Raw genomic sequence first — 22,664 nt, forward strand, 5'->3', positions numbered from 1 at the left:
TCAAATTTATTTCCAAATTATTCACTTTACGAATCACGAGGCGCAGTCTCGACCAAAAGCCTCCGCATAAACATCCAGCCAATGAGCGGAAATGCACCCAGAATAATCATCAGCCAAACTAAGATTGAAGTGGATGGCGAATTCATTACAGTGATCATAAATACGGTCAACCCAAAAAGTCGTCCAGTCATCAAGCACAGCTCTCTTAATACGACAAGTTCAACCCTTTTTTCTACATTTTCGCCGCTCGTGCCCATCATGTCGAAACCTGCGGAAATCATCGGCAAAATATATAACGGCATCGCTATTGCGCTTCCGATCCCCATAAAAAGCAACGTCCCGTAAGTTATTTTCCAGAGCAATGGAAGTAGTACCAAAAGCAGCAACACAGAACCTGTCAGCATACCTTTAGATCGATATTGGGGTTTGAACCATTTTCCTGCAGCCCAATAACAGGCAAGAGCCACTGCCGAAGTAATAAGGGAGAACTGTCCAAGTTTATATTCTTGAGTTGTCGCCAAATACACAAGTAAAGCAATCAGAAAAGCAAAAACACCTTCCCGAACCCCTTGGGCAAATAACCCCATTGCTAGCGTCCGCCAAGGACTCTTTGCTACCGATAGCTGGCGAAACGGCTCTGACCAGCGGTATGTACCGCTGACTTTTCTTTTTTTTAGGAAAAAACTAGAAAACATTGCGATGATATAAATGACAAGAGAAACGGTAAATATAACCCGATATCCTGTATTGTCCGCCATACGTGAAATAAGGAGACCGGAAAACCAGGGCCCGATAATGCCTGTCATGGAGCCCAACAATCCTACCCAACCATTAAACAAGTCTCTGTTTTCCCGATCTGTAATTTCAAAATACACCACATTAAAGGCAATCCAGAACAGCCCCAGTGCACAGCCTAACAGCAACCCAAGCGGCCAGATCCAATCCACTGCACTCGCACCTGTCCACAGAACGAGCATATAGAACATTCCGGACAACGCAATCCCCAGCCTGAGCGCACTCATCTTATTATGCTCTTTGACCCATTTGCCTGCGAGCCAAAACGTAATGCCGATCGCGAGTTGCTGACTGATAGTGAACCATCCGAGCATGGCATAATCCGGACGACTCTTCCAGAGAAACACATTCAAAAATGTGCCGGACAACGCTCCGGCTAACGCAAACAATCCATTCACGCCCAAAAGCAGAATGGATTGTCTTCCCAAAGTACTCTTCATCTGCCCCTCCTTGATCACCTGAAGCAATAACATGAACAGGCTGGTGTTAGGCTTAACCTACCCCAAGCAGAAGGAAAACATGATGAATTTTTAGGTTTGTATAAAATTAACTTACAGAATGTATAGGATTAGTTACTGTGCACTCAGATTTTGAATTAACCGTAGACGATCATCTTCAGACAAACTGTATTGAACCTGGAAACAACCAGAGCATACATAGGTCAGGACAGTAAATGGAGGTGACAATACGGTGCCTTTACCTGTAGCCGCATTGGCAATCGGCGTAAATGTATCTTGACCAGCTGCCTGTGATCCGGCAAGAATCATAAATTCCCGGCAATTTGGACATTCAGGCACTTCCTCTTGTTGATCCAATTGCTTCTCCACACCTTGTTCATACTGGATCAGATCGTTGCCTTCATCCGCATATTTATTCAATGTGCGCAGCTCTGGCAGTTTAAGTTCAACTTCATCGCCCCAAAGTGAAGTAAGATCTGATATTTGCTCTTTATCATTTGCAATGTCCTGGACAGAAAAATCTTCTTCATTTTCATCGCTCTCTTCGTCACCAATGTTAATGTTCAGAGTACGGTAACCCTTCAATTCATTGTGACAATAAGGGCATTCTTCTTCAGGCCCGAGTTCCTCATCCCAAACGATCTCTGTTTGACACCAAGGACATACTGTTGTTTCCATCATGTATCAACCTTTCTCTTTCAGATAATCACGTATTCAACACATAGATTACACCGATGGCAAAAAATACAATCGATGCCGCAAACAAAATCCGTATCAATATTTTCATCATCGATCCCCCTAGATAATGCTTGCGCCGATAACAAAGGACAATGAGATAGAAATGATCATCGATATCAATCCGACTGCACGGTTATCCGCTTCAATCTCCCGGTCAATTGAAAACACTGGCGTTAGGAACTCGAACAAAAAGTATGCAATTAGCAGCAAAATAAACCCGACAAAAGACCATGTCATCGCTTCATAGACTGAAGATTTTGCCTGAATGCAAAAACGGAGTACATTGCATATACCGAAGATTTTACCTCCTGTAGCCATTGCAACGGCCACATTGCCTTTTTTGATTTCCGTCCAGCATTTATATTTGGTCACCAGTTCAAAGCATGCCAGAAAAACGAGCAACTCCATGATTGCAACCGAGAAGAAACCGAGGACCATCCCTAAAGGATGAGACAGTAGTCCGTCAATCGCTTCTTTCACTCCCCATTCTCCTTCCGAATCTGCTGTCCAATTTGCCTGAACAGCAGATATTTTTCATTCTTGTTCAGGTTATTCCAGTTCTGCGACGGTCACACCATTGCCGCCTTCACCGTAATTGCCCAGACGATAACTTTTAATATGTTTATGCTTCCGCAGGTAATCCTGAATACCCGTACGCAAAATCCCTGTACCCTTACCATGAATAATGTACACTTGACCCAAGTTGGCAAGGAAAGCTTCATCGATGAAACGATCTGTTTCCATCAACGCCTCTTCCAGATTCGTCCCCCGCAGATCCAGCTCGCTCTTCACATTATCATCCCGAGTACGTTTCATGCCTGTGACCGGTTTTTGCTTTGGCTGCTTCGCTGCCGGGGCTGCCTGCTGCAATTCCAAATCATCCAGTGATACCTTCATTTTCATAATGCCGAGTTGCACAACAGCATCCTTGCTGCCAGCCATCTCCACAACATGCCCCTTCTGATTAAGACTGTAGACAAGCACTTCGTCCCCAGGTCCGATCGCGCGGGCTTTTGGTACCGCTGCTTTTTTGATGGTTTTTCTCCGTTTCTCCGGCTCTGCTTCATCCAACTGTTTGCGAGCAGCAATTAATTTATGCTCTTTGACAGATGCGCCCTCTTCCAAAGCGAGCTGGCGAAGATCCGCAATGATTTTCTCCGCTTCTGCACGTGCCTTGTCTACGATGCTGCGAGCATCATCCTCTGCCTTTTCAATCCTGCGGTCACGCTGTTGTTCCAGCTTCTCCAGCTCGGCTTGATGGCGGCTGCGTAATTTTTCCATATCCTGACGAAGAGCCTCTGCCTTCTCACGCTCTTGTTCAGCTGTAAGACGGTTCTCTTCGAGGGAAGCGATCATATGTTCAATCCGCTGATCTTCTTCCTTCACTTCACCGCGGGCGTAATCCAAGATGTAACCCGGAAGTCCCAAGCGCTCTGCAATCGCAAAAGCGTTACTGCGTCCAGGTACACCTACCAGAAGACGGTACGTCGGACTCAGTGTATTGATATCAAATTCCATACTAGCATTGATAACACCTTTGCGCTCATACGCGTAGGCTTTTAGCTCACTGTAGTGAGTGGTTGCCACCATCCGGCAGCCAGTCCGGTGCATATGCTCCAGCATGGAGATTGCAAGTGCTGATCCTTCCGCCGGGTCTGTTCCTGCTCCAAGCTCGTCCAGCAGGACAAGACTTTTCGGCGTCATATTTTTCAAAATACGAATGATGTTGGTCATATGACTGGAGAATGTACTCAGACTCTGTTCGATACTCTGCTCGTCACCAATGTCAGCGTAAATGGCATCAAATACACATAGCTGACTGCCGTCTTCGGCTGGAACAAACAATCCAGACATGGCCATCAAGCTCAATAGACCGATCGTTTTCAAAGTTACCGTTTTACCGCCCGTATTCGGTCCAGTCACGATAATAGAGGTGTAATCGTTACCAAGCTCCACATCGATGGGAACAACATGTTCAATCGGAATCAGCGGATGACGTCCTTTTTTCAGCTTGAGGAAACCCCTGTCGTTCATCCGAGGCAATGTTGCTTTCAGTTCACGGGCCAAGCGTGCTTTGGCAAAAATAAAATCAAGCGATGCCAGCAAATCGACATCATATAACAGCCATTCACCCTGCTCGCTGACATGCGCCGTCAATTTCTGCAAAATAATTTCAATTTCGCGTTCTTCCCGGATCCGGGTTTCACGTAATTTATTATTCATAGTCACAATGGATTCCGGCTCAATGAACAGTGTTGCTCCTGATCCTGACTGGTCATGGACAATGCCCCCGAAATAGGAGCGGTACTCCGCTTTGACGGGAATAACAAATCGATCTCCACGGATCGTAATAAGCTGATCTTGCAGCATTTTGGATACGGTGGACGAACGAATCATCGAATCCAGCTTTTCACGAATGCGAGCTTCTCCCCCGCGCAATTCACGGCGAATCTGTGCCAACGTCACACTCGCACTATCTGCAACTTCTGCATTATCGTCGATACAGATACGAATCGCATCTTCAAGCTCTTTCTGCTCGGACAACTGGTCACTGATATAGAAGAGTGATTCAATTGTCTCATCTTCATGGAGCGATGCAATCTGACGTTTCAAACGTCTGGCTGCTTGCGTCGTCGTAGCAATGCTGAGAAGTTCATGTGGATTGAGAGTACCGCCAATTTCAGCCCGCTTCACGGAAGCCGTGATGTCTACAATTCCGCCAAAAGAAGGTGAACCTTTCAGACGATCAAAGGTGAACGCTTCATCTGTTTGCTGAAGCAGACGTTTTACTTCTTCCAACTCACCAACAGGCTCAAGAAGTTCTGCCTTTTTCTTGCCCATTGACGTTTGAGCAAAGCCCAGCAATGTATTTAAAATTTTGCGATATTCAAGCGTGTGTAATATTTTCGTGTCCAAGTGTACAACTCCTTCCAAACTATATCTGTATTATAACGAAAGAAACTTTGCTGCGCTATTTAACGAATCCTTCCACACATAACTTGAAGCACGACGCCACAAACTACGAGTGTCAGGATTGTGCGACTCATATAACTCACTGTGAGTCTACATGCTTATGCTCAGTCCAATCTGAACAAAGGAGGTACCCCCATGAATTTTCTTGGCCATGTCGTACGATTTATTATTGCAGCTATTGTATTAATGGTGGTTAGCTGGATTGTTCCCGGTTTCGCCGTTGGTGGTTTCTGGAGCGCGCTGATGCTTGCCTTGGTTATTGCCTTGCTGGGCTGGATCGTTGAAGGCATCTTTGGCAAAAGAGTTAATCCTTTTGGCCGCGGAATTGTCGGCTTTATCGTGAGTGCACTGGTTATTTGGCTGGGCCAATATGTGGTTGATCACGTTGAGGTCAGCCTGCTCGGTGCCATTCTCGCCGCTCTGGTCATCGGGATTATCGATCTCTTTATTCCGGTCTCCACACCGTTTGATGCCGGACGTAACTCCAAAGGCTAAACATCCTACTCATGCTGACTACGCTCGCAAGGAATATAAACCTCGGAAGGCCTTAGGTCTGAAGAGGTTTTTTTCATATTTAAAGCCCCATGAGAATAAAACTCCAATAATTTTCGAAAAAATGACATACCCGACATGTACAGGCATCGTCAGATTACGGTATGATGACTTGAGAAATCATTTAAATTTTATCCATCTCACACGTTGAAGGAGGCACATGATGAAGAAAGGCATAACATGGCTTGTCGCCTGTATGTTAATCCTCGTTCTTGCTGCATGCGGCAGCTCCAAAGACTCCGAAGCATCCGAACCGGAGGTTACAGCCAGTGAACAACTCGTGATCAAGGCCAGCAACTACAAATTTGATCAACCCGAATACCGACTTAAAAAAGGCGTGCCTGTGAAGATTGTCTATGAAAACGTCAACGGAAATCACGGTTTGCTTGTGCCTGAGTTTAATCTTCGGTTAGACACCCAAAAAAGTTCTAAAGTTATTGTCCCGGACAAAGTCGGAGAATTTGAAATGTCCTGTTCCGTTTTTTGTGGTTCCGGACATAGCAGCATGATCTCTAAAATTATTGTCGAAGAATAAGACTTCAATACAAGGAGCCCCCGTAGCGACGGGAGCTCTTTTGTATTATAACAAATTATGCACGAGTTCGCTGGTCAAAGCCTGAACGGAAAGCATGTTCCGCTACGTCTGATCCTGCTCAATCAATTCAATCCATTCGTTATATTCCGTCTGTAATTTCGTATATTCATCATGCAACTGACGATACTCTGTATTCAACTGCTCCGCTTTTTCTTGTTCCATTTCACGCTCGACCTGCAGCAAACGTAACTGGTTGGCTGCCAGTTCATAACGTTCACCGATCTCCCGCAGTTCATTCTCCATAATCTGTTTCTCTTCATCTATTTCGGCTTGCAGCTGCTCTCGCTCCGTTCGTTCCTTCAACAACTGGTCTCGTTCTTGTGCCAATTCGTCCAGCTTTTCCGAACTTGTTGCACTTTCACGCTGCCAAGCTGTCAATTCATCTTCCAGTGCTGTCCAGCGCTCCTGCCATGCTTTCTCTTGGGTTGCCCATTCATTTGCACGCTGCTGCCACACTTGTTCCTTCTGATCAACTTCCTGAGCTGCTGATTCCAATTGCGAGCGAAGCTCTCCTTCTCGTGTCGTCAATTGCTGAATGCGAGAAGACAGTTCCGCCTGATTAGCAGACAGATCCTCATGTTTGATTTGCCATTCGAGGGCTTCCTCTTCCGTCTGTGCTAGTTGATTCGCCTGCTCCGTATAACGCTTGGCAAGCTGTTCAGCGGACTGTCTTGCTTCGTTAAGCGCAACCTCCAGCTCTTGCTTCTCCACTTCGAATTCACTCATTCGGGAACCAACATTCTCTTCTCGTTGAAGAGCGTCGCTGTAATCGTTACGGATCTGCTTATATTGCTCTTGCAGACGGCTTAATTCCTCTTGAGCACTCTGCAATTCCCCGTGAACATCATCTAACTCACTACGAGTGACATATAGTTGCTCGTTTAATGATTGGAGTTTCTCTTGCAGAGTCTCGTTTTCTTTCTCATAACGAACGGCCTCTTCATTGTAGAGCCTAGCCTCATCCTTCACGACCGAAAGCTCATCATGCAAGGACTGAACGCCAGATTCCAGCGTTTCATTCTGTTCAGCAGCCTCAAGGATCTGATTTTCCAGATCACCGATATCTGCCAGTCGCTGTTCGGCGATCTCTTTCCATGACTGCTCACTCTCCGTAAGTGCAGTGATTTCATTTTGCAATGTACGCACAGCAGCATGAGCTTGCTCCAGCACCTTATGCAGTCTACGCTGTTCTTCTTCTGACTTTGTCTCTGCTTCCAACAGATGCTGCGCATCCTGTTCAAGCTGGGCATGTTGCTCCTGAAGTTTGCGTAACTGGGCTGTCAGCGCCGTTTCACGATCAATCGCTTCATTATACTGATCTTGCCATTGCTTCTGTGAGTCCCGTGCCTGTTTCAACGACTGTTCCGTTTCACGGAGTTTATTTTGCAACTCCGTGCTGCGCTCTTTCAATTGCTCCAGTTGCTGCTGAAGCTCCGAGATACGACGTGTTTGAGTCTCTTGCTCCTGAACAAGAACTCCATGCTCATGACGTAGCGACTCCACTTGGGTGCGTTCTGCCTGGAGCAAATGTTCCTGTTCAGAAATGACTTCCTGTGCATGCTGTAGCTGACTACGAACTTCAGTAAGCTGCTCATTGATCTCGGTTATGCGAGTTTTGGCCTGAGCGCGTTCTTCCTGCAATTGGTGCTCCAGCTTACGCTGCTCTTGATGTAGCAATTCCTCAGCTGCAGTTGTTGCCTCCGTAATGCGAGAAGCCGCCGACTCCTGTTCTTCTTTCAACTGTTCTTCATACAGAGCCTCTTTTTCCATCCATTCCAGTTCGGACTGCTCGGAAAGAGTTTTGAACTCAGCCTGTAGCTTCTCAACTGCAGCCTGACGCATCTGTTCGGCTTCAGCGAGCAAGGATTCACGCTCCTGTTTCGCTTCCGCTTCCCATTCATCTGCCTGCTTTCGTGCATTCTGCTCGGCTTGCTCCAGACGTTGCTTCATTTGTTCTTCAAGTTCGCTATATTGAAGAGCTGCCTTTTCCTGCACCTGCTTCAATTTGGCCTCGGCCTGTTCCAGCTCGGACAAAATAGCTGACTCCGCTTCTTCTTTGGCTGCTTGCACTTGCTGCGCCGCTTGAGCCTGTACTCTCTGACGTTCTGCTAATGCACGGCTCTCCGCCTCCTTCAACTGAGCTGCGGTTTTGTCCTGCAGCTCTTTATATTGAGCCGCGGCTTTGGCCTGTACCTGTTGCAATTCGGCTGCCGCACGGTTTTGAGCTTCTTTGAGTTGTGAAGCAGACTGAGCTTGCACTTGCTTGAGCTGATTGGCCGCTTTTTCCTCTGCTTCCTTTACCCGTGAATTAGCTTTTGTTTCTGCCTCTTTCAGTTGCGCCGCAGCCTGCGTCTGTAGCTTCTGAACCTGCTCTTTGGTCTGATTGCGCTCTTGCTCCAGCAAAGCATTCAGCTTGGAGATTTCCGCCTGTTTGTCCGCTGTCCGTTTTTTCAAAGCCTGTTCGGCTTCATTTTTCTGTTGCTGAACCTCAGCAAGAGACTGGTCCCGTTGCTGCAGTTCTTGTTGGTGTTCACTCTGAATGGCGTTTAACCGATTTAATTCATTGCGGAGCTCTGTACGTTCCCCTGTGAGCATCTTGAGCTCGTTTCGGATTTCCTGCGTCTGAAGTGACTGTTCAGCCATATGTACAGCCGCAAGTACAGCAATACGCGGCGTATCCAAACGGGAATGACTTTTGGAGATAGCGCTCATACGCTCATCTACCAGATTAGCTACTTGTTTCATATAGTCGGCACTGCTGCCGACCAGTTTATAGGAAGTCCCGTAGATCTCTACGGTGACGCGTGTACGATCAGGTGTAGTCACAGTTGTGCCCTCCTTCAAGTCTGTATGTTGATTCTAAGCTGTAATGACAAAAAAGTCACATCGATCCTCTATTGCTAAGGATTCGATGTGACTTCAAGCAATTCCTGCTAATCTTTGTTCAAAAAATTGACTTCTGTCCTATTTGCGCAGTTCTGCGTCGAATTGCTCTTCCAGACGTGTTACCACACGCGCATGAACTTCGGTAACTTCCTCGTCTGTCAACGTGCGCTCACGATTCCGGTAGACCAGAGCCATGGCCACACTTTTCTTATCTTCACCAAGCTTGCTGCCTGTGAATACATCGAATACCTGTACCGTCTGCAACAATTCACCTGCAGATTCACGAATGGTACGCAGCATATCGCCAGCTTCAATATCCTTGCTAACGACCACCGCAATATCACGCTCAATTGCCGGGAAGCGCGGAAGCTCCCGATAACTAATATCTGCATCTGCTTCCTTATAAATTGCTTCAAGGGCAATTTCAGCAACATAAACATCATTCAGATCATATTGCTGCTGCAACTCTGGATGCAATTGACCGAGTGTACCAATCAATGTGCCTTCACTGCCATCCTTACCATCCAGATATACGGATGCAGAGCGCCCCGGATGGAATCCTTCCGGACTGTTTGCCACGAAACGAATACGTTGCTCCAGTCCCATGTAAGCAAACAGATTCTCTAGTTCACCTTTCAGGTCAAAGAAGTCCACCTTCTCTGCTCCAACATTCCATTGCTGAGCCGAACGGTTACCCGTAAGTAACATAGCCAAAACTGGAATTTCATGGGGTTGCTTGGTCAGCTTCTCTTCCTCCGTGAAGAAAACACTTCCTACTTCAAACACAGCGAGTGAATCCTGCTTCCGGTTCATGTTGTATACAGCAGCATCCAGCATTTGTGGCAAAATGCTCGTCCGCAGCACACTGCGATCCTCACTCATCGGCATAGCCAGCTTAACCGCTTTGCTTCCTTGAGTCAGCGCAGGGAACAGAACTGCTTTGTCCGGATGAACAAAGGAATAACTGATCATTTCCTGCCAGCCCGTTCCAGACATTACACCACGGATCGTACGACGAATGGCTTGAGGACGGGTATATGCTCCCGGTGTAGTTGGGCCTTCAATCCATGTTGTTGGAATGTTGTCATATCCGTACAGGCGCGCAACCTCTTCAAACAGATCGACATCAAGCGTGATATCTCCTCTGCGTGTCGGCACTTCAACATCCAGAACGCCTTGCTCCGCATCTCCGCATGCAAAATGCAACCGAGCGAAGATCGTTTTCACCTCAAGCAAAGACAAATCTGTTCCCAGATAACGGTTGAGTCTATCCAGTGACATTTGAATGACACGTTTCTCGGAAGTTTCCAATCCAGCCTGGACAATCCCCTGATGTACTTGGCCTGAAGCATAACGCTGAATGAGTTCAGCCGCACGATCCAGAGCCGTAATCACCGCCCCAGGGTCTACTTCTTTTTCAAAACGCAAGCTTGCTTCGGAACGCAGCCCCAGTTGGCGCGACGTCTTCCGAACCGTTCCGCCGTCAAACTTGGCGGACTCCAGCAACAGATTCACGGTGCCTTCCGATACCTCGGAATTTTCACCGCCCATTACCCCAGCGATGGCGACTGGTTTCACGCCATCGGTGATGAGCAGCATATGCGGTTCCAACTTGCGCTCCTGACCATCCAACGTCACAATCGTTTCGCCTTCATGTGCCATACGCACTTCAATGCGTCCATGATCCAGCTTATCTGCATCAAACGCGTGCAGTGGCTGACCATATTCCAACATGACATAATTCGTAATATCTACGATATTGTTGATCGGACGAACACCTGCTGCCATCAGACGGTTTTGCATCCACAGCGGGGAAGCACACAGCTTGATTCCCGTCACATAACGAGCTGCATAGTGGCTACATTGTTCCTGAGCTTTGATCTCTACAGAAATGTGATTAGCTGCTTCATCGCCAGCTTCGACCAACTGCTCTTTCGGATTCGGCAATTTCACTTCACGTCCCAGAATCGCGCCCACTTCGTATGCTGCACCGCGCATGCTCAAGCAGTCAGAACGGTTCGGTGTCAGATCCAGTTCCAGCACATGATCGTCGAGACCGAGCACTTGGCTGATGGGCGTACCGATCTCGGTATGCTCGGGCAGAACCAGGATGCCTTCCTGTTGATCCTTCGGCAGCAATTTGTCGTTCATGCCAAGCTCTTTGGCGGAACAGATCATGCCGAGCGATACTACGCCGCGCAGCTTCGCTTTTTTGATATCCAGCCCGCCTGGAAGCTTTGCACCAACAAGGGCTACCGCTACCTTTTGTCCCGCATCCACATTTTTCGCGCCGCATACAATCTGCAACTCTTCCTCTTGTCCTGCATCAATAATACATACATTCAGTTTATCCGCATCCGGGTGTTTCTCTTTGCTCTTCACGTAACCGACAACAACCTTGTTTACGCCTTGATTACGGTTCTCCACAACATCAATCTCGATCCCTGCACGGGTGATTTTCTCTGCCAGCTCCTGTGGCGTCACACCTTCAAGGGCAATATAATCAGACAGCCAATCTGTCGATACTCTCATGCACGTTCACTTCCTTAATCTATATATTAGTTTGACATTCATTGACGTTTAATATAATTACAGCCGTCCGAATTGTTTGAGGAAAGTCTGATCACTGTTATAGAAATGACGGATGTCATCAATACCGTACTTCAGCATCGCAATTCGCTCTACCCCCATACCAAAGGCAAAACCGCTGTATTTCTCCGGATCATATCCGCCCATCTCAAGCACTTTCGGGTGAACCATACCGCCGCCCAAAATTTCGAGCCAGCCTGTTTGTTTGCAGACACGGCAGCCGCTGCCCGCACATTGCACACAAGTTACATCCACTTCCGCACTTGGCTCGGTAAAAGGGAAGAAGCTTGGACGCAGACGGATTTCAGTGTGAGCCCCGAACATTTCTCGCACAAATTGCAGCAACGTTCCTTTCAGGTCACTCATACGAATGTTTTCACTGATCACCAGACCTTCGACCTGATGGAACTGGAAGGAGTGTGTCGCATCGTCATCATCACGACGATATACTTTACCTGGGCAGATGACCTTGACAGGCACTTCGCCTTTCATGCTCTGCATCGTACGAACCTGCACGGGTGATGTGTGCGTACGCATGAGCAGGTCCTCTGTCACATAGAAGGAATCCTGCATATCACGCGCCGGGTGATTCTTGGGCAGGTTCAATGCTTCAAAGTTATAATAGTCCATCTCAACTTCAGGACCTTCTGCTACACGATATCCCATACCGATGAAAATATCTTCGATCTCCTGCACCACTTTCGTCAGTGGATGCAGTCCGCCTTGACGCCCGCGGCGTCCCGGTAAGGTCACGTCAATCTTCTCGGATTGAAGACGCTTCGCGGTTTCTTCCTTCTGGAATTGCTCCTGCTTGCTGTTGATAACCTCTTCAATCGCTCCCCGAACCTCGTTACCCACTTGTCCAATGACTGGACGCTCTTCCGCACTAAGCGCACCCATGCCGCGCAGAATCTCAGTCAATGCCCCTTTTTTGCCCAAATACTTTACACGCAGATCAGCAAGCGTCTGCGGATCATTCACACTGGACAACTGTTCCAGCGCTTCGATCTTTAATGCTTCTAAACGTTCTTTCATGTGTAATTGCCTCCTTAATGTGCTGTAATTGCAACAAAAAAAGGCCTTTTCTCCCCAAAAGGGACGAAAAGACCGTGGTACCACCCTTGTTAGACTCCCGTTGCCACATCAAATCAAGCTCTGCAACACGTTCTGTCTCACTTTGTACGGAATAACGACCGTTAACCGTTTACCCCTACTGTCGCCTCTGTGTAAGCACACATCATCAGGTTCAGGGAACCGCTCCGGAGTGAATTTCGTCAGCCTGGTTCTACAGAAACGCTCTCAATCTACGGCGCTTCCTCCCTGTCCAGAGGCACTGCTTACTTGTCTCCATCAATACGTTTGTTCAATTAGACTAACCTTTATCGATACCAATGATCGATGATCGTTCATTATTATATGCAAAATACGGCGAAATAGCAAGCTTGCCCAGGATGCTAATTTGCAGATATACGCTGATTTCTCAGCTCTTTCAATCGCTGCTGAATTTCGCGGATCTCTGCTGCCTCCGCCTCTCTCTCTGTCTCATTATCTTTTGCCGTTAGTCGCTCTCCTCCAGTAGCGCTTACCGGCGAAAGTAATTCAGCCAGCCGCATTTCCAGCCGCAGACGCTCATCATCCGAATCACGTGTATCCAGTGCAGACTCTCTCAACTGCACCGATTGTTCCCAATCGGCTACACCGCCCTCGAAGAGCGATGCTATTCCGTCCGGCTTCAAATCACACAGGCGGTTTGCCAGTGATCGAATCAACATCCGGTCATGGGATACGATAACCAGTGCACCAGAGGCTTCTTTTAACACATTTTCCATCACTTCCTGGGTGTCGATGTCGAGATAATTCGTTGGCTCATCCAGTACAAGCAGGTTAGCACCGCCGAAATACAACCGTAGAAATGCCACACGGCATTTCTCCCCCATGCTTAAGTCCCCAATGCGTTTGAACACATCTTCTCTTGAAAATAAAAAACATCCCAAGATGGTTCTCGCAGCACTTTGCGTCATAGAAGGAAGAACCAGTAAGCTGTCCAGCAGTGTTGCCTTCTCAGGCAACCCCTCCAGCTCTTGTGAGAAATAACCGATGCTAAGCTGGGGATGACGGCTCACTTCACCCTCAGAAGGCTGCAGCTCTCCAATCATTAATTTCAGGAGTGTGCTCTTGCCCGTCCCGTTTGCCCCACGTACGGCAAGCCGATCCCCACGTTCGACTGCAATCCGCAAATCATGGAGAAATGACTGCTTGAGATCGTACGAAAAGCTTACTCCTTCAAGTGCAAGAAGTTGACGTGCACCGAGTGAAGTCATCTGTAGCTCCATATTCAGTTTCGTGGCTTCCCGAGGTTTATCCACTCGCTCATTTTCGAGCCGTTCCAGCTGCTTCTGTTTGGCATGATAACGCGAAATGTTTTTGTTGGCTCTGGCCTTGTAGAAGCTCTGGGTAATCTTCACCTCTTGGCCTCCTGCCGCGTTATGAGCTTTATGGAACCACTGCTGATAATTACGAATGGTCTCCTCCAGTGCTTTACGTTCCAGCTGCTGCTTGCGATAAATCGTCTCCTGCTCCTTCAGTTCCCGCTCTTTATGCCCTTTGTAATCGGTGTAACCGCCTTTGTATTTTTTCAATTGGTCCGGGCTGAATTCTATTACACCGGTAGCTACCCGATCAATAAATGTCCGGTCATGGGATACAAACAGTACCGTTCCCTCGTATGCGGATAACCACATCTCCAGCCAGCGCATGCTCTCCTCATCCAGATGGTTGGTCGGTTCATCCAGAATCAGAAACTTGGGATTGGTGACCAGCAGTCCTGCAAGCCGTGCCTTCGTTTTCTGACCACCGCTGAGTGAGTGATAGGGCCTGCTCCAGTGTTCTGTCGTCAAACCAAGCCGGGTCAACACCTTCTCCACCTCTGTTTCCCACATGTACCCGTTCAATTGCTCATATTCCTCCATTGAACGAGCATATTCACCCAGCAAGGCTGTACCTTCGGCAGCATCAGCATCGCTCAATCGGCGCTCCAGCTCTTCCAGCTTCCGTTTGATCTCCTCTATCCGACCACTCTCCCGCCTTACTGCATCCAAAACATTTATTCCGCTCGGCACCTCTGAACGCTGACGCATGAATCCCCACTCGGACAGGGGAAGTTGACGATCAATCCGTCCACCCCCATCCTCTTCTCCGAGTATAATCCGTAAAAGTGTGGTTTTGCCGCATCCATTACGGCCCAATATGGCAAGTCGTTCTCCTTCGTTTATTTCAAGGTTTAATCCCGCAAATAATTCGTTTCCGTTCCATTCTTTTGATACTTCATGTAAGCGCACCAATGTCATCATGAGTCCTCATCCTTTCCTGAACAAAAAAATCAAAAAAACCGCTGGCATCAGCCGGCGGTTTAGCAATTCTTAATGGATTAACGCGTTCAAAATACAGATATGAGGATTACCCTAGCATGAACAAAGAACCCCCAATGAGGGCATACGTAAGCAGAAAAAAACTGCTTGTTCCATACTATTCCCTATAGCTGAATTTGGACACACGAATCCCCTCATTGCTCAGCCGCTCGGCTGACTGCGTTATAATCAATGTGCAGTTAACTGGGGTTCATTTCATGTGTCTTACTTCATGGGACGTATGGTTACCTCTCATTCATGTGTAGTATCAATCTCCGTTATTGTACCAGATCATTGAAAAAAAGCAAAGGTGAGGATGTCACGGACCCTTTCTAAAATCCAGGCAAAAAATAAAAACCCTTGATAACTAAGGGTTTTCGAGTACTGCTGTTAAGCGGGTGATGGGAATCGAACCCACGCTATTAGCTTGGAAGGCTAAAGTTCTACCATTGAACTACACCCGCAAGATTAACAATCGGGACGACACGATTTGAACATGCGACCCCCTGGTCCCAAACCAGGTGCTCTACCAAGCTGAGCTACGTCCCGTTAAATTCCAAATGGAAGTTAACAGTAATTTTACAAAAACTAATATACCATGATCCGAACCAACGCGCAAGGGATATTGGTGATTTTTCCCATAAAACGGTATACGAAAAAGGCAGGAACGCTCTCGCGGCCCTGCTGCTTACCCCGCAGGTTTGTCTACTTCCCTCAGAAACCTCATCTCGAAGTCTGCTGCTTCGATCGGTTTACTGAAGAAATACCCTTGTGCCTCATGGCAATGCTGATTACGCAGAAACATCATCTGTTCCTCGTTCTCTACCCCTTCAGCTGTAACCTTTAATTGCAAATGGTGTGCCATCGAGGTGATGGTTGATACAATAGCAGCGTTATTACTATCTTCCATTATTTCATTCACAAATGAGCGGTCAATCTTGAGCCGGTCAATCGGCAAATCTTTGAGATAATGTAGTGAGCTGTATCCCGTGCCAAAATCATCAATACTGATATGTACACCAATCTCCTTAATTTTATGAAGCTGTTCAAAGGCTCGGTCCTTGTCAAATGTCATACTCTCCGTAATCTCCAGTTCAAGCCATACCGGCTCGAGTCCCGTTTCTCTGAGAATACTGTTGATACTATCGAGCAGGTGGGAATGTCTGAACTGTCTCATCGACAGGTTGACAGATACGCATAGCTTGCGATACCCTGCTTCCTGCCAAAGCTTGTTCTGTGCACATGCCTCTCGCAGCACCCATTCTCCAAGCGGGACAATCAGTCCGCTCTCCTCAGCCAGCGGGATAAACTCCGCCGGGGATACCGAGCCTCGCTGCGGATGCTGCCACCGCACAAGGGCTTCCATGCCTACGACCAGTCCGCTTTGCAGATTCACCTGAGGCTGATATACCAGGTAAAACTGCCCCCGAGCCAGTGCTTTACGCAGATCATTTTCAAGTTGTAAACGTTCCTGTGCTTTCATCTGCATGGCATGTGCATAGCGGTTGAGTTCAATTCCCTGTTCCTTCGCACTATGCAGAGCCGTGTCAGCATTCTGAATAATCTCTTGCGGAGACTCCCCGTCATAAGGGAAAATCGCCATGCCTATGCCCAGCGTAAGGTGATACTCGCTCCCATCCACCATCACAGGTTTCTCGAAGAGCTGCAGAATGGACCTTGTGCGGCATAACGCCGTATCTGTACTGTAAAAATCAGTCATGGTCAACGCAAATTCATCTCTACCCAGCCCAAACACTTCTTCTCCCGGAAGAGATGAGCGACTCAGACGTTGTCCGACTTGTCGCAAAACCCGGTTAGCGGCCTGTTGTCCAAGGGAGTCATTAATCGTTTTGAACCGATTAATATTAAGCACCAGCACACCTACGAGCTTCTCCTCCTTAACCGCATCATCCAATGTAAGTTGGAGCCGCTGACTTAGACGACGGCGATTCGGAAGGCCTGTAACATCATCATGATGCGCAATATAATTCATTTTGGCCTCAGCAGCCTGTTGCTGCAGGAATGGCGTATCAACCACAGACGCATAGAGCCCTTTTTGGATGAAAAAATAACCCATACAATTGCTAAGCATACCAAGCAGTAGATTGAGATCGTCCACTGCACTTGCGGTCACGAAATAGCCCTGTCCTAGCAAAAAACAGAGTATGCCACAGAGGATGGGGGGTAAATCGTCATTTTTCATCTTTTTCCACTGCACATACAGAACCACAGCCCCCGTGAAATACAGCAACCCAGCAACCCCATGCATACGAGTGAATACTTTGCCAAGCAAAGGACCATCAAGCATCTCAGGCATAAAGCTCCACTGTTGAATAGAACAGATGTACAAAATCAGGAAGACACCTATAGTAGCACTGAACAGAAGAAATTTGCGCGGTAATGCAACTTGCTTCTCGTGTACGGTGTATATCAAGAGCAGTCCTGCTGAACAAACCAGTGATCCCATCGTTAACATCATTAATGAGAAATCGGATTCCATCATTGCTCTGCTGGGGACTTCTTCTGCAAATGAAATGATGTGCACCAGTTCAAAGAGACCTATCATTAAAAAGAGTGTGGTCAGTAACACTCTGCGCAGTGTTAATTTCTGGGTTTGAAATAGCCAGCTTTGATTATAAATCCCAATACAGGCGGCCGTTGCAGCGAATCCACCCAGAAGCGTTATCACCGGGTAACCCGAAAAAATCAGATCAGAACCTGAAGAAGAACGAAACCATTGACTTGCGAGGAAAAACAATAAACCGCCGATAGCGACCCAACCTATGTGACTCTGACCTTGCATTTTAAACTTCATGCCATGTTTTCCTTCCCGGGATCACTATCCTGATATACGTGTACAAATGAATTCTGTTGTTCTAATTCACCAAGTATATTACACATTTCGACAAAAAAATATATTGACCATTGTTTAATTTAATTATCCTCATGTTCTATCTGGTACATAATAACATTTAAATCCGTATTCGTGAACTAAAAAATAGTTATACATAGGAATATCTATTCATAAAAGTGAGTAAAAACAAGGAATAAAGAACTAAAAAAACATGGTTCTCAGATTAGAGACCATGTTTTTTTCGAATTTACAACTGTATTTCAGACTATTTTTTATTTATCGAAGTTCACTTCAGGTGTTGTCAACTTATCGTAGAAGTCAACGACGTTGTCTTTGTTCTCCGATGAACGAAGCGCCATAGCTGAACGTGGATGCTCGTCCAATGCACCTGTAATCATGTAAGGTAGAATGTAACCCCACTCTTCTTTTTCTCTAAGAGGAACCATAAGCTGTTCCAATACTTCAAGTACTGGACGCAGATTATACTTTGTGCCTTTCAAATGAGCTACCAGCAGTTCAGTCGGGCAGTTTCCTGCCGCACGTCCCATACCATATACAGAAGCATCGAGCAATTCAACACCAAGTTCTGCGGCTACGAGCGTGTTGGAGAACGCAAGCTGCATATTGTTATGCGTGTGAACGCCAAGACGTTTGTTCGGAAGATGCGTCTTGAACTTCTCCACCAGGTATTTCACATCGTTATGATCCAGGCTGCCGTAGGAGTCTACGATGTATACCACATCAACCGAACTCTCTCTGATTAACTCAAAAGCTTCCAGCAATTCATTTTCCATAACGTTGGAGAGCGCCATAATATTTATTGTCGTTTCGTAACCACGATCATGGAACGTTTGCACCAGTGCAAGTGCCTTGTCCACATCTTTACTGTAACAAGCGACACGAATCAGATCAAGCATGCTCTCACTGCGCGGCAAAATATCATTTTCATCCACACGTCCTACATCAACAAGTGCAGACAATTTGGTATTCCCTTTTTGTGGAATCACTTTACGAAGAAAATCATCGTTCAGGAAGCGCCAAGGTCCAGCATCTTCGGAGCCTTTAAGCAACTTCGGCGAGTTTTTGTAGCCAATTTCCATATAATCAACGCCAGCTTCGTTCAGTCCTGCATACAGCTTTTGAACAAAGTCGACGCTAAAATCCCAATTATTCACCAATCCACCATCACGGATGGTACAATCTACAATTTTGCAATGATTTGTCTTCATTAAAGTCTGCTCCTTTTCTGACCAACTTGTGTATTCCTCTCATGATACTTGAACGAGACAAGAAAAGTAAAGGGATTCCGGGCTTATTTACTATAAGATTTCCAGATTCGGTCCATCTCAGCCATATGGGGGGGATCATCAGCTTTCTCCCCATAGCGCGCAGCATTGTAGACTTCAGGAAGCCTCCTTGCTATCTCTTCCTCCGTACCCTCTTTATGCTTCGAATGACTCTTCTTAATGCTTTCTGCTGCCTCCAGCGGCGTATGAGACTTTTCAATCTGGGCTCCGCGCTCCACCGCATTGCTCACCCAGATTCGATAATAATATCGCATACGTTCTCCAGCCTGAACTGGAACAGGCTCTTTTTTACGAAACCATCGTTTGCGAACTTTAGTCGGCACTTCCAGCGTTTCGCTGATATCCACATACTCTGTTTTGGGTTCTTGCCTTTTCTGCACAGGCTGTAACAATCCTTTGAACCGCTCCGCCAGTTTATTCATAATTGTTCTACCGAGCTTGATCAGAAGCCAGAGGATTACAGCCGCTGCTGCTCCAAAAACAATCCAACCGAGGATTTCCCAGAATACAGAAGGCTCCGAAGGTGGAGTTCTTAATTCATCCGGCAGATTCATCGGTTCGTTCGGCATCTCAGGTGTAAGTGGTAGCTCCTGCGCAGCAGAAGAACCAAATAAACCTCTGATCCATGTAAGAAGACGATCCCGTAACGGCGCAAGCCATGCAGCAAGACTGGGGAAAGCACCGATCCCTGCGATAACGATCAACATCCATGTGATCCGAAGGTGGTTCGCCCTTGTGAATTCCCGTAATACTATTCTGCGCCTGCCATCGTTAAGCACCGCGCGATCCAGTTGTGCCCTGTATTGCCCCACAATCCACAATCCAAAGCTGATGACTCCAGCAACATAGATTGGAACGGTATAGCTCTGTATCGGCAGCACGAATTCGATCTGAGTTGCTGCGATGGTGAGTACAATGGCACTGATTGTACCCGTGATCTGCAGACGCCAAAGGTAGATAGAACGAAAATCAGGATCAACATCCAAACCTGTGTAAACAGAAAAGAATCCCCCTGCTCCAAGCGTAATAACTTCCGGGAGCGAAAGTGTCACTATCATACTCGGAAGCAGTGCAAATAAAATACCTGCAACAACAGCTGTTAGCCCTCGCACAAATATGCTTTTCTCAACAAAGTCCATAAATCGATGCCGAATCCACTGACCAAACCAGCCTGTCACAACAAACCAACCGAATAACAGATACGGGAAATAAGAGCTGGTATACAGTGATGTGACCGTGAAGATCGGAAACAGGTATATTCCTATTGTAAGAAAAGCCAAAATGGATATGATGTATATTCGCTTTATTTCATCATTTTCACTCACGCGCCCACCGCCCCTACATCACGTTTCACCTGCTCTACAGGCAGAATCGTTACCCGATGTCCCTGATCATGCAAACGTTCAATCTCCTGTTCCATTGCTGCCGAGACATATGGCGTAATCAACAAATAACTTCGTACCTGCTGCTCTTCTTCATTTAATCTGACTTCATCTTGCAAAAACTGCTCCATCGGCACCAAACACTTTAACTCGGTCTCAGCCATGGCCTCTAGCAACGATTCCAGATGAGGTGTGCCATAATCCGGTTCGATCCGAAGTACATCACGTCCTCTGCCAGCACGATAGCCATTATGAGCAAATCCAGCAGGCAAGCCTCTGCCAATAGCCTCCACAGCTGCAGTCGCTGCATAACGGAGCGCCTGCTCAATCAGCTCAGGCCGGGTAACAACACTCCACATCTCCGCCGAATCTTGAATATTCACAATAATCCAGGACTGTGGATCTGCGGTCCACCCTTGCTTGTACACCTGAAGTTCTCCTGTTCGTGCACTTGCTTTCCAGTGAATACGATTCATTGGATCACCAGCCCCATAAGGCCGTACCCCCAAGATCAGAAACGGGTCTTCCACAATCCACCTGGCAACCTCCACCTCTCCTTGCCACACCTGATAGATGGCCGGCATATCATCAATGCTCACGAGCGAAGGATACACAATCATCGACATTTGCACAGGAATGGGCTTCGTGTAACGCCATACACCAAACAGGTCTCCACCCGTCATGGTGGCTGTATCCATCGTATACACTCCCCTCTTGGAGCAGACAAACGGATGTGTGCGCGTTATCCGATTGTAGGGTTTTAATGTAAAAACACTTTTATGATTCTGATAAATATTGCCTTGACTAATATCCATGCCGGAACCTGAGTGAAAAACAAATGAAGCTGGCATCATAGCCTCAAGTCTGAGCCAGGGAACGGATACTCGCTTTTCATTGGATATCGTCTCAATCATCTCAAGTTCATCTCCAGCGTAACACCTTGTTTCGCTGAACTGTCTGCTGTACTTAAGATTATGCAACACCGGACGTCCAAACCATATGCCATGCAACACAATGACCAAACTTCCAACAACGACAAGCCATAGAAGTGTCATAAACCTAACGTCCGCCTGTAGTAAACGTCTCTGTTGGCACCTCGGTCTGACTCCGTATCTGTTGAATGATTTGTTCCGCAAGCCCTTCCTGCTGTCTGATCCGATTACGAAACACCAGTCGGTGAGCCAGTACAGGTTCTGCCAGTTTTTTAATGTCATCTGGGACAACATAGTCTCTGCCATGTAGTGCAGCCCAAGCCTGACTTGCTTTTAAAAGCGCCTGTGCGCCTCGTGGACTAACGCCAAGCGACAGTTCAGGATGTTTTCTGGTGGCTTCAGTAAGCTGCACGATATAATGCATGAGATCCTCGTTTACGGTAACCGTCTTATAGGTTTCCTGTGCTTCCAGAAGCTGCTCGCGAGAGATAATGGAAGACAGGTCTTCAACGGAGCAGCCGTTAACGGTTCTTCTCAATATCTCTACACTTTCTTTCCCGGTGGGATAACCCATACGAATCTTCATCATAAACCGATCCATCTGTGCTTCAGGTAAAGGAAATGTCCCTTGATTATCAATCGGATTCTGTGTAGCGATAACAATAAAAGGTCGTTCGAGCTGTCTCGTTGAGCCATCGATACTGATCTGACGTTCTTCCATACATTCCAGCAAGCTGGACTGTGTCCTCGGTGTCGCCCGATTAATCTCATCTGCTAGCACAAAATTCGCAAACAGCGGACCAGGTCTGAATTCAAATTCACCGGATTTCTGATTATAGAAATGGATACCTGTCAAATCGGACGGCAGCAAGTCAGGCGTAAACTGTATCCGTTGAAATGTACAATCGAGTGAAGAAGCCATTGATTTGGCAAGCATGGTTTTGCCTGTGCCCGGAACATCTTCCAGAAGTACATGACCTGACGCGATGATCGCTGTCACAATCAGTTCCATCGTATGCTCTTTCCCCACAATCACTTTACCTGCATGCTCGATTAATTGTCCGTTCATGCGCTCCATATCCTGAATATTCATCATAATCCCTTCCTTCCGCGATGCATATGTATTCGCATTCATTTCTAACTATAACCCTAATTGCACGAACAAAAAACAAAGGAATCGGCAAGATACCGATCCC

At 47.0% G+C, this 22,664-nt stretch carries 15 protein-coding genes and 2 tRNA genes; 2 read left to right on the forward strand and 15 right to left on the reverse strand.

Annotated elements, in window-relative coordinates; all coding sequences use genetic code 11:
- Positions 1 to 26: 26 nt before the first annotated feature.
- The 4 genes from ACR8BL_RS08020 to ACR8BL_RS08035 all read right to left on the reverse strand — a co-directional run bounded on the left by ACR8BL_RS08020 (position 27) and on the right by ACR8BL_RS08035 (position 4,907).
- Positions 27 to 1,235 carry an MFS transporter gene (locus tag ACR8BL_RS08020; protein ID WP_434758340.1) on the reverse strand — a complete coding sequence of 403 codons (1,209 nt, stop codon included), beginning with the start codon at positions 1,233 to 1,235 and terminating at the stop codon, positions 27 to 29.
- A gap of 132 nt (positions 1,236 to 1,367) precedes the next feature.
- Positions 1,368 to 1,934, reverse strand: a complete 567-nt coding sequence (locus ACR8BL_RS08025; RefSeq protein ID WP_434752118.1) for a hypothetical protein — start codon at positions 1,932 to 1,934, stop codon at positions 1,368 to 1,370.
- A 117-nt stretch (positions 1,935 to 2,051) separates the two neighbouring features.
- Positions 2,052 to 2,429 (reverse strand): DUF350 domain-containing protein, encoded by a 378-nt coding sequence (locus tag ACR8BL_RS08030; RefSeq protein ID WP_434753050.1) that lies wholly within the window; start codon positions 2,427 to 2,429, stop codon positions 2,052 to 2,054.
- A 111-nt stretch (positions 2,430 to 2,540) separates the two neighbouring features.
- A complete protein-coding gene (locus tag ACR8BL_RS08035) occupies positions 2,541 to 4,907 on the reverse strand; it encodes an endonuclease MutS2 (RefSeq protein ID WP_434752119.1) in 2,367 nt (788 codons plus the stop codon).
- Between the two features lie 192 nt (positions 4,908 to 5,099).
- Here ACR8BL_RS08035 and ACR8BL_RS08040 point away from each other — a divergent pair, with 192 nt between their 5' ends.
- Together ACR8BL_RS08040 and ACR8BL_RS08045 are read left to right on the forward strand one after the other, a co-directional pair.
- Positions 5,100 to 5,459, forward strand: a complete 360-nt coding sequence (locus ACR8BL_RS08040) for a phage holin family protein (protein ID WP_434752120.1) — start codon at positions 5,100 to 5,102, stop codon at positions 5,457 to 5,459.
- A 217-nt stretch (positions 5,460 to 5,676) separates the two neighbouring features.
- Positions 5,677 to 6,051 carry a cytochrome C oxidase subunit II gene (locus tag ACR8BL_RS08045; RefSeq protein WP_434752121.1) on the forward strand — a complete coding sequence of 125 codons (375 nt, stop codon included), beginning with the start codon at positions 5,677 to 5,679 and terminating at the stop codon, positions 6,049 to 6,051.
- A gap of 102 nt (positions 6,052 to 6,153) precedes the next feature.
- Here ACR8BL_RS08045 and ACR8BL_RS08050 read toward each other — a convergent pair whose 3' ends face one another.
- The 11 genes from ACR8BL_RS08050 to ACR8BL_RS08100 form a co-directional block, all read right to left on the reverse strand.
- The gene (locus ACR8BL_RS08050) at positions 6,154 to 8,937 is read right to left on the reverse strand and encodes a hypothetical protein (protein WP_434752122.1); all 2,784 of its coding nucleotides are present in this window, start codon (positions 8,935 to 8,937) and stop codon (positions 6,154 to 6,156) included.
- Positions 8,938 to 9,075: 138 nt separating this feature from the next.
- A complete protein-coding gene (pheT, locus tag ACR8BL_RS08055; RefSeq protein ID WP_434752123.1) occupies positions 9,076 to 11,529 on the reverse strand; it encodes a phenylalanine--tRNA ligase subunit beta in 2,454 nt (817 codons plus the stop codon).
- Positions 11,530 to 11,586: 57 nt separating this feature from the next.
- Positions 11,587 to 12,621: a phenylalanine--tRNA ligase subunit alpha gene (pheS, locus tag ACR8BL_RS08060; RefSeq protein ID WP_434752124.1), complete on the reverse strand. Its 1,035-nt coding sequence runs from the start codon at positions 12,619 to 12,621 to the stop codon at positions 11,587 to 11,589.
- A 419-nt stretch (positions 12,622 to 13,040) separates the two neighbouring features.
- Positions 13,041 to 14,936, reverse strand: a complete 1,896-nt coding sequence (abc-f, locus tag ACR8BL_RS08065; protein WP_434752125.1) for a ribosomal protection-like ABC-F family protein — start codon at positions 14,934 to 14,936, stop codon at positions 13,041 to 13,043.
- A gap of 450 nt (positions 14,937 to 15,386) precedes the next feature.
- Positions 15,387 to 15,457, reverse strand: a tRNA-Gly gene (locus ACR8BL_RS08070).
- Between the two features lie 11 nt (positions 15,458 to 15,468).
- Positions 15,469 to 15,542: transfer RNA gene (locus ACR8BL_RS08075), tRNA-Pro, on the reverse strand.
- Between the two features lie 139 nt (positions 15,543 to 15,681).
- A complete protein-coding gene (locus ACR8BL_RS08080) occupies positions 15,682 to 17,808 on the reverse strand; it encodes a bifunctional diguanylate cyclase/phosphodiesterase (RefSeq protein WP_434752126.1) in 2,127 nt (708 codons plus the stop codon).
- Positions 17,809 to 18,119: 311 nt separating this feature from the next.
- Positions 18,120 to 19,076 (reverse strand): aldolase catalytic domain-containing protein, encoded by a 957-nt coding sequence (locus ACR8BL_RS08085; protein WP_434752127.1) that lies wholly within the window; start codon positions 19,074 to 19,076, stop codon positions 18,120 to 18,122.
- An 83-nt stretch (positions 19,077 to 19,159) separates the two neighbouring features.
- Positions 19,160 to 20,479, reverse strand: a complete 1,320-nt coding sequence (locus ACR8BL_RS08090; RefSeq protein ID WP_434752128.1) for a hypothetical protein — start codon at positions 20,477 to 20,479, stop codon at positions 19,160 to 19,162.
- Complete coding sequence (locus tag ACR8BL_RS08095) at positions 20,476 to 21,591, reverse strand: DUF58 domain-containing protein (RefSeq protein ID WP_434756639.1); 1,116 nt, start codon at positions 21,589 to 21,591, stop codon at positions 20,476 to 20,478. Before ACR8BL_RS08095 ends, ACR8BL_RS08090 begins: the two co-directional genes overlap by 4 nt.
- Before the next feature lie 4 nt (positions 21,592 to 21,595).
- Positions 21,596 to 22,561 carry an AAA family ATPase gene (locus ACR8BL_RS08100; protein WP_434753051.1) on the reverse strand — a complete coding sequence of 322 codons (966 nt, stop codon included), beginning with the start codon at positions 22,559 to 22,561 and terminating at the stop codon, positions 21,596 to 21,598.
- Positions 22,562 to 22,664 lie beyond the last annotated feature (103 nt).

The organism is Paenibacillus amylolyticus, assembly GCF_051136285.1.
Classification (GTDB): domain Bacteria; phylum Bacillota; class Bacilli; order Paenibacillales; family Paenibacillaceae; genus Paenibacillus; species Paenibacillus amylolyticus_F.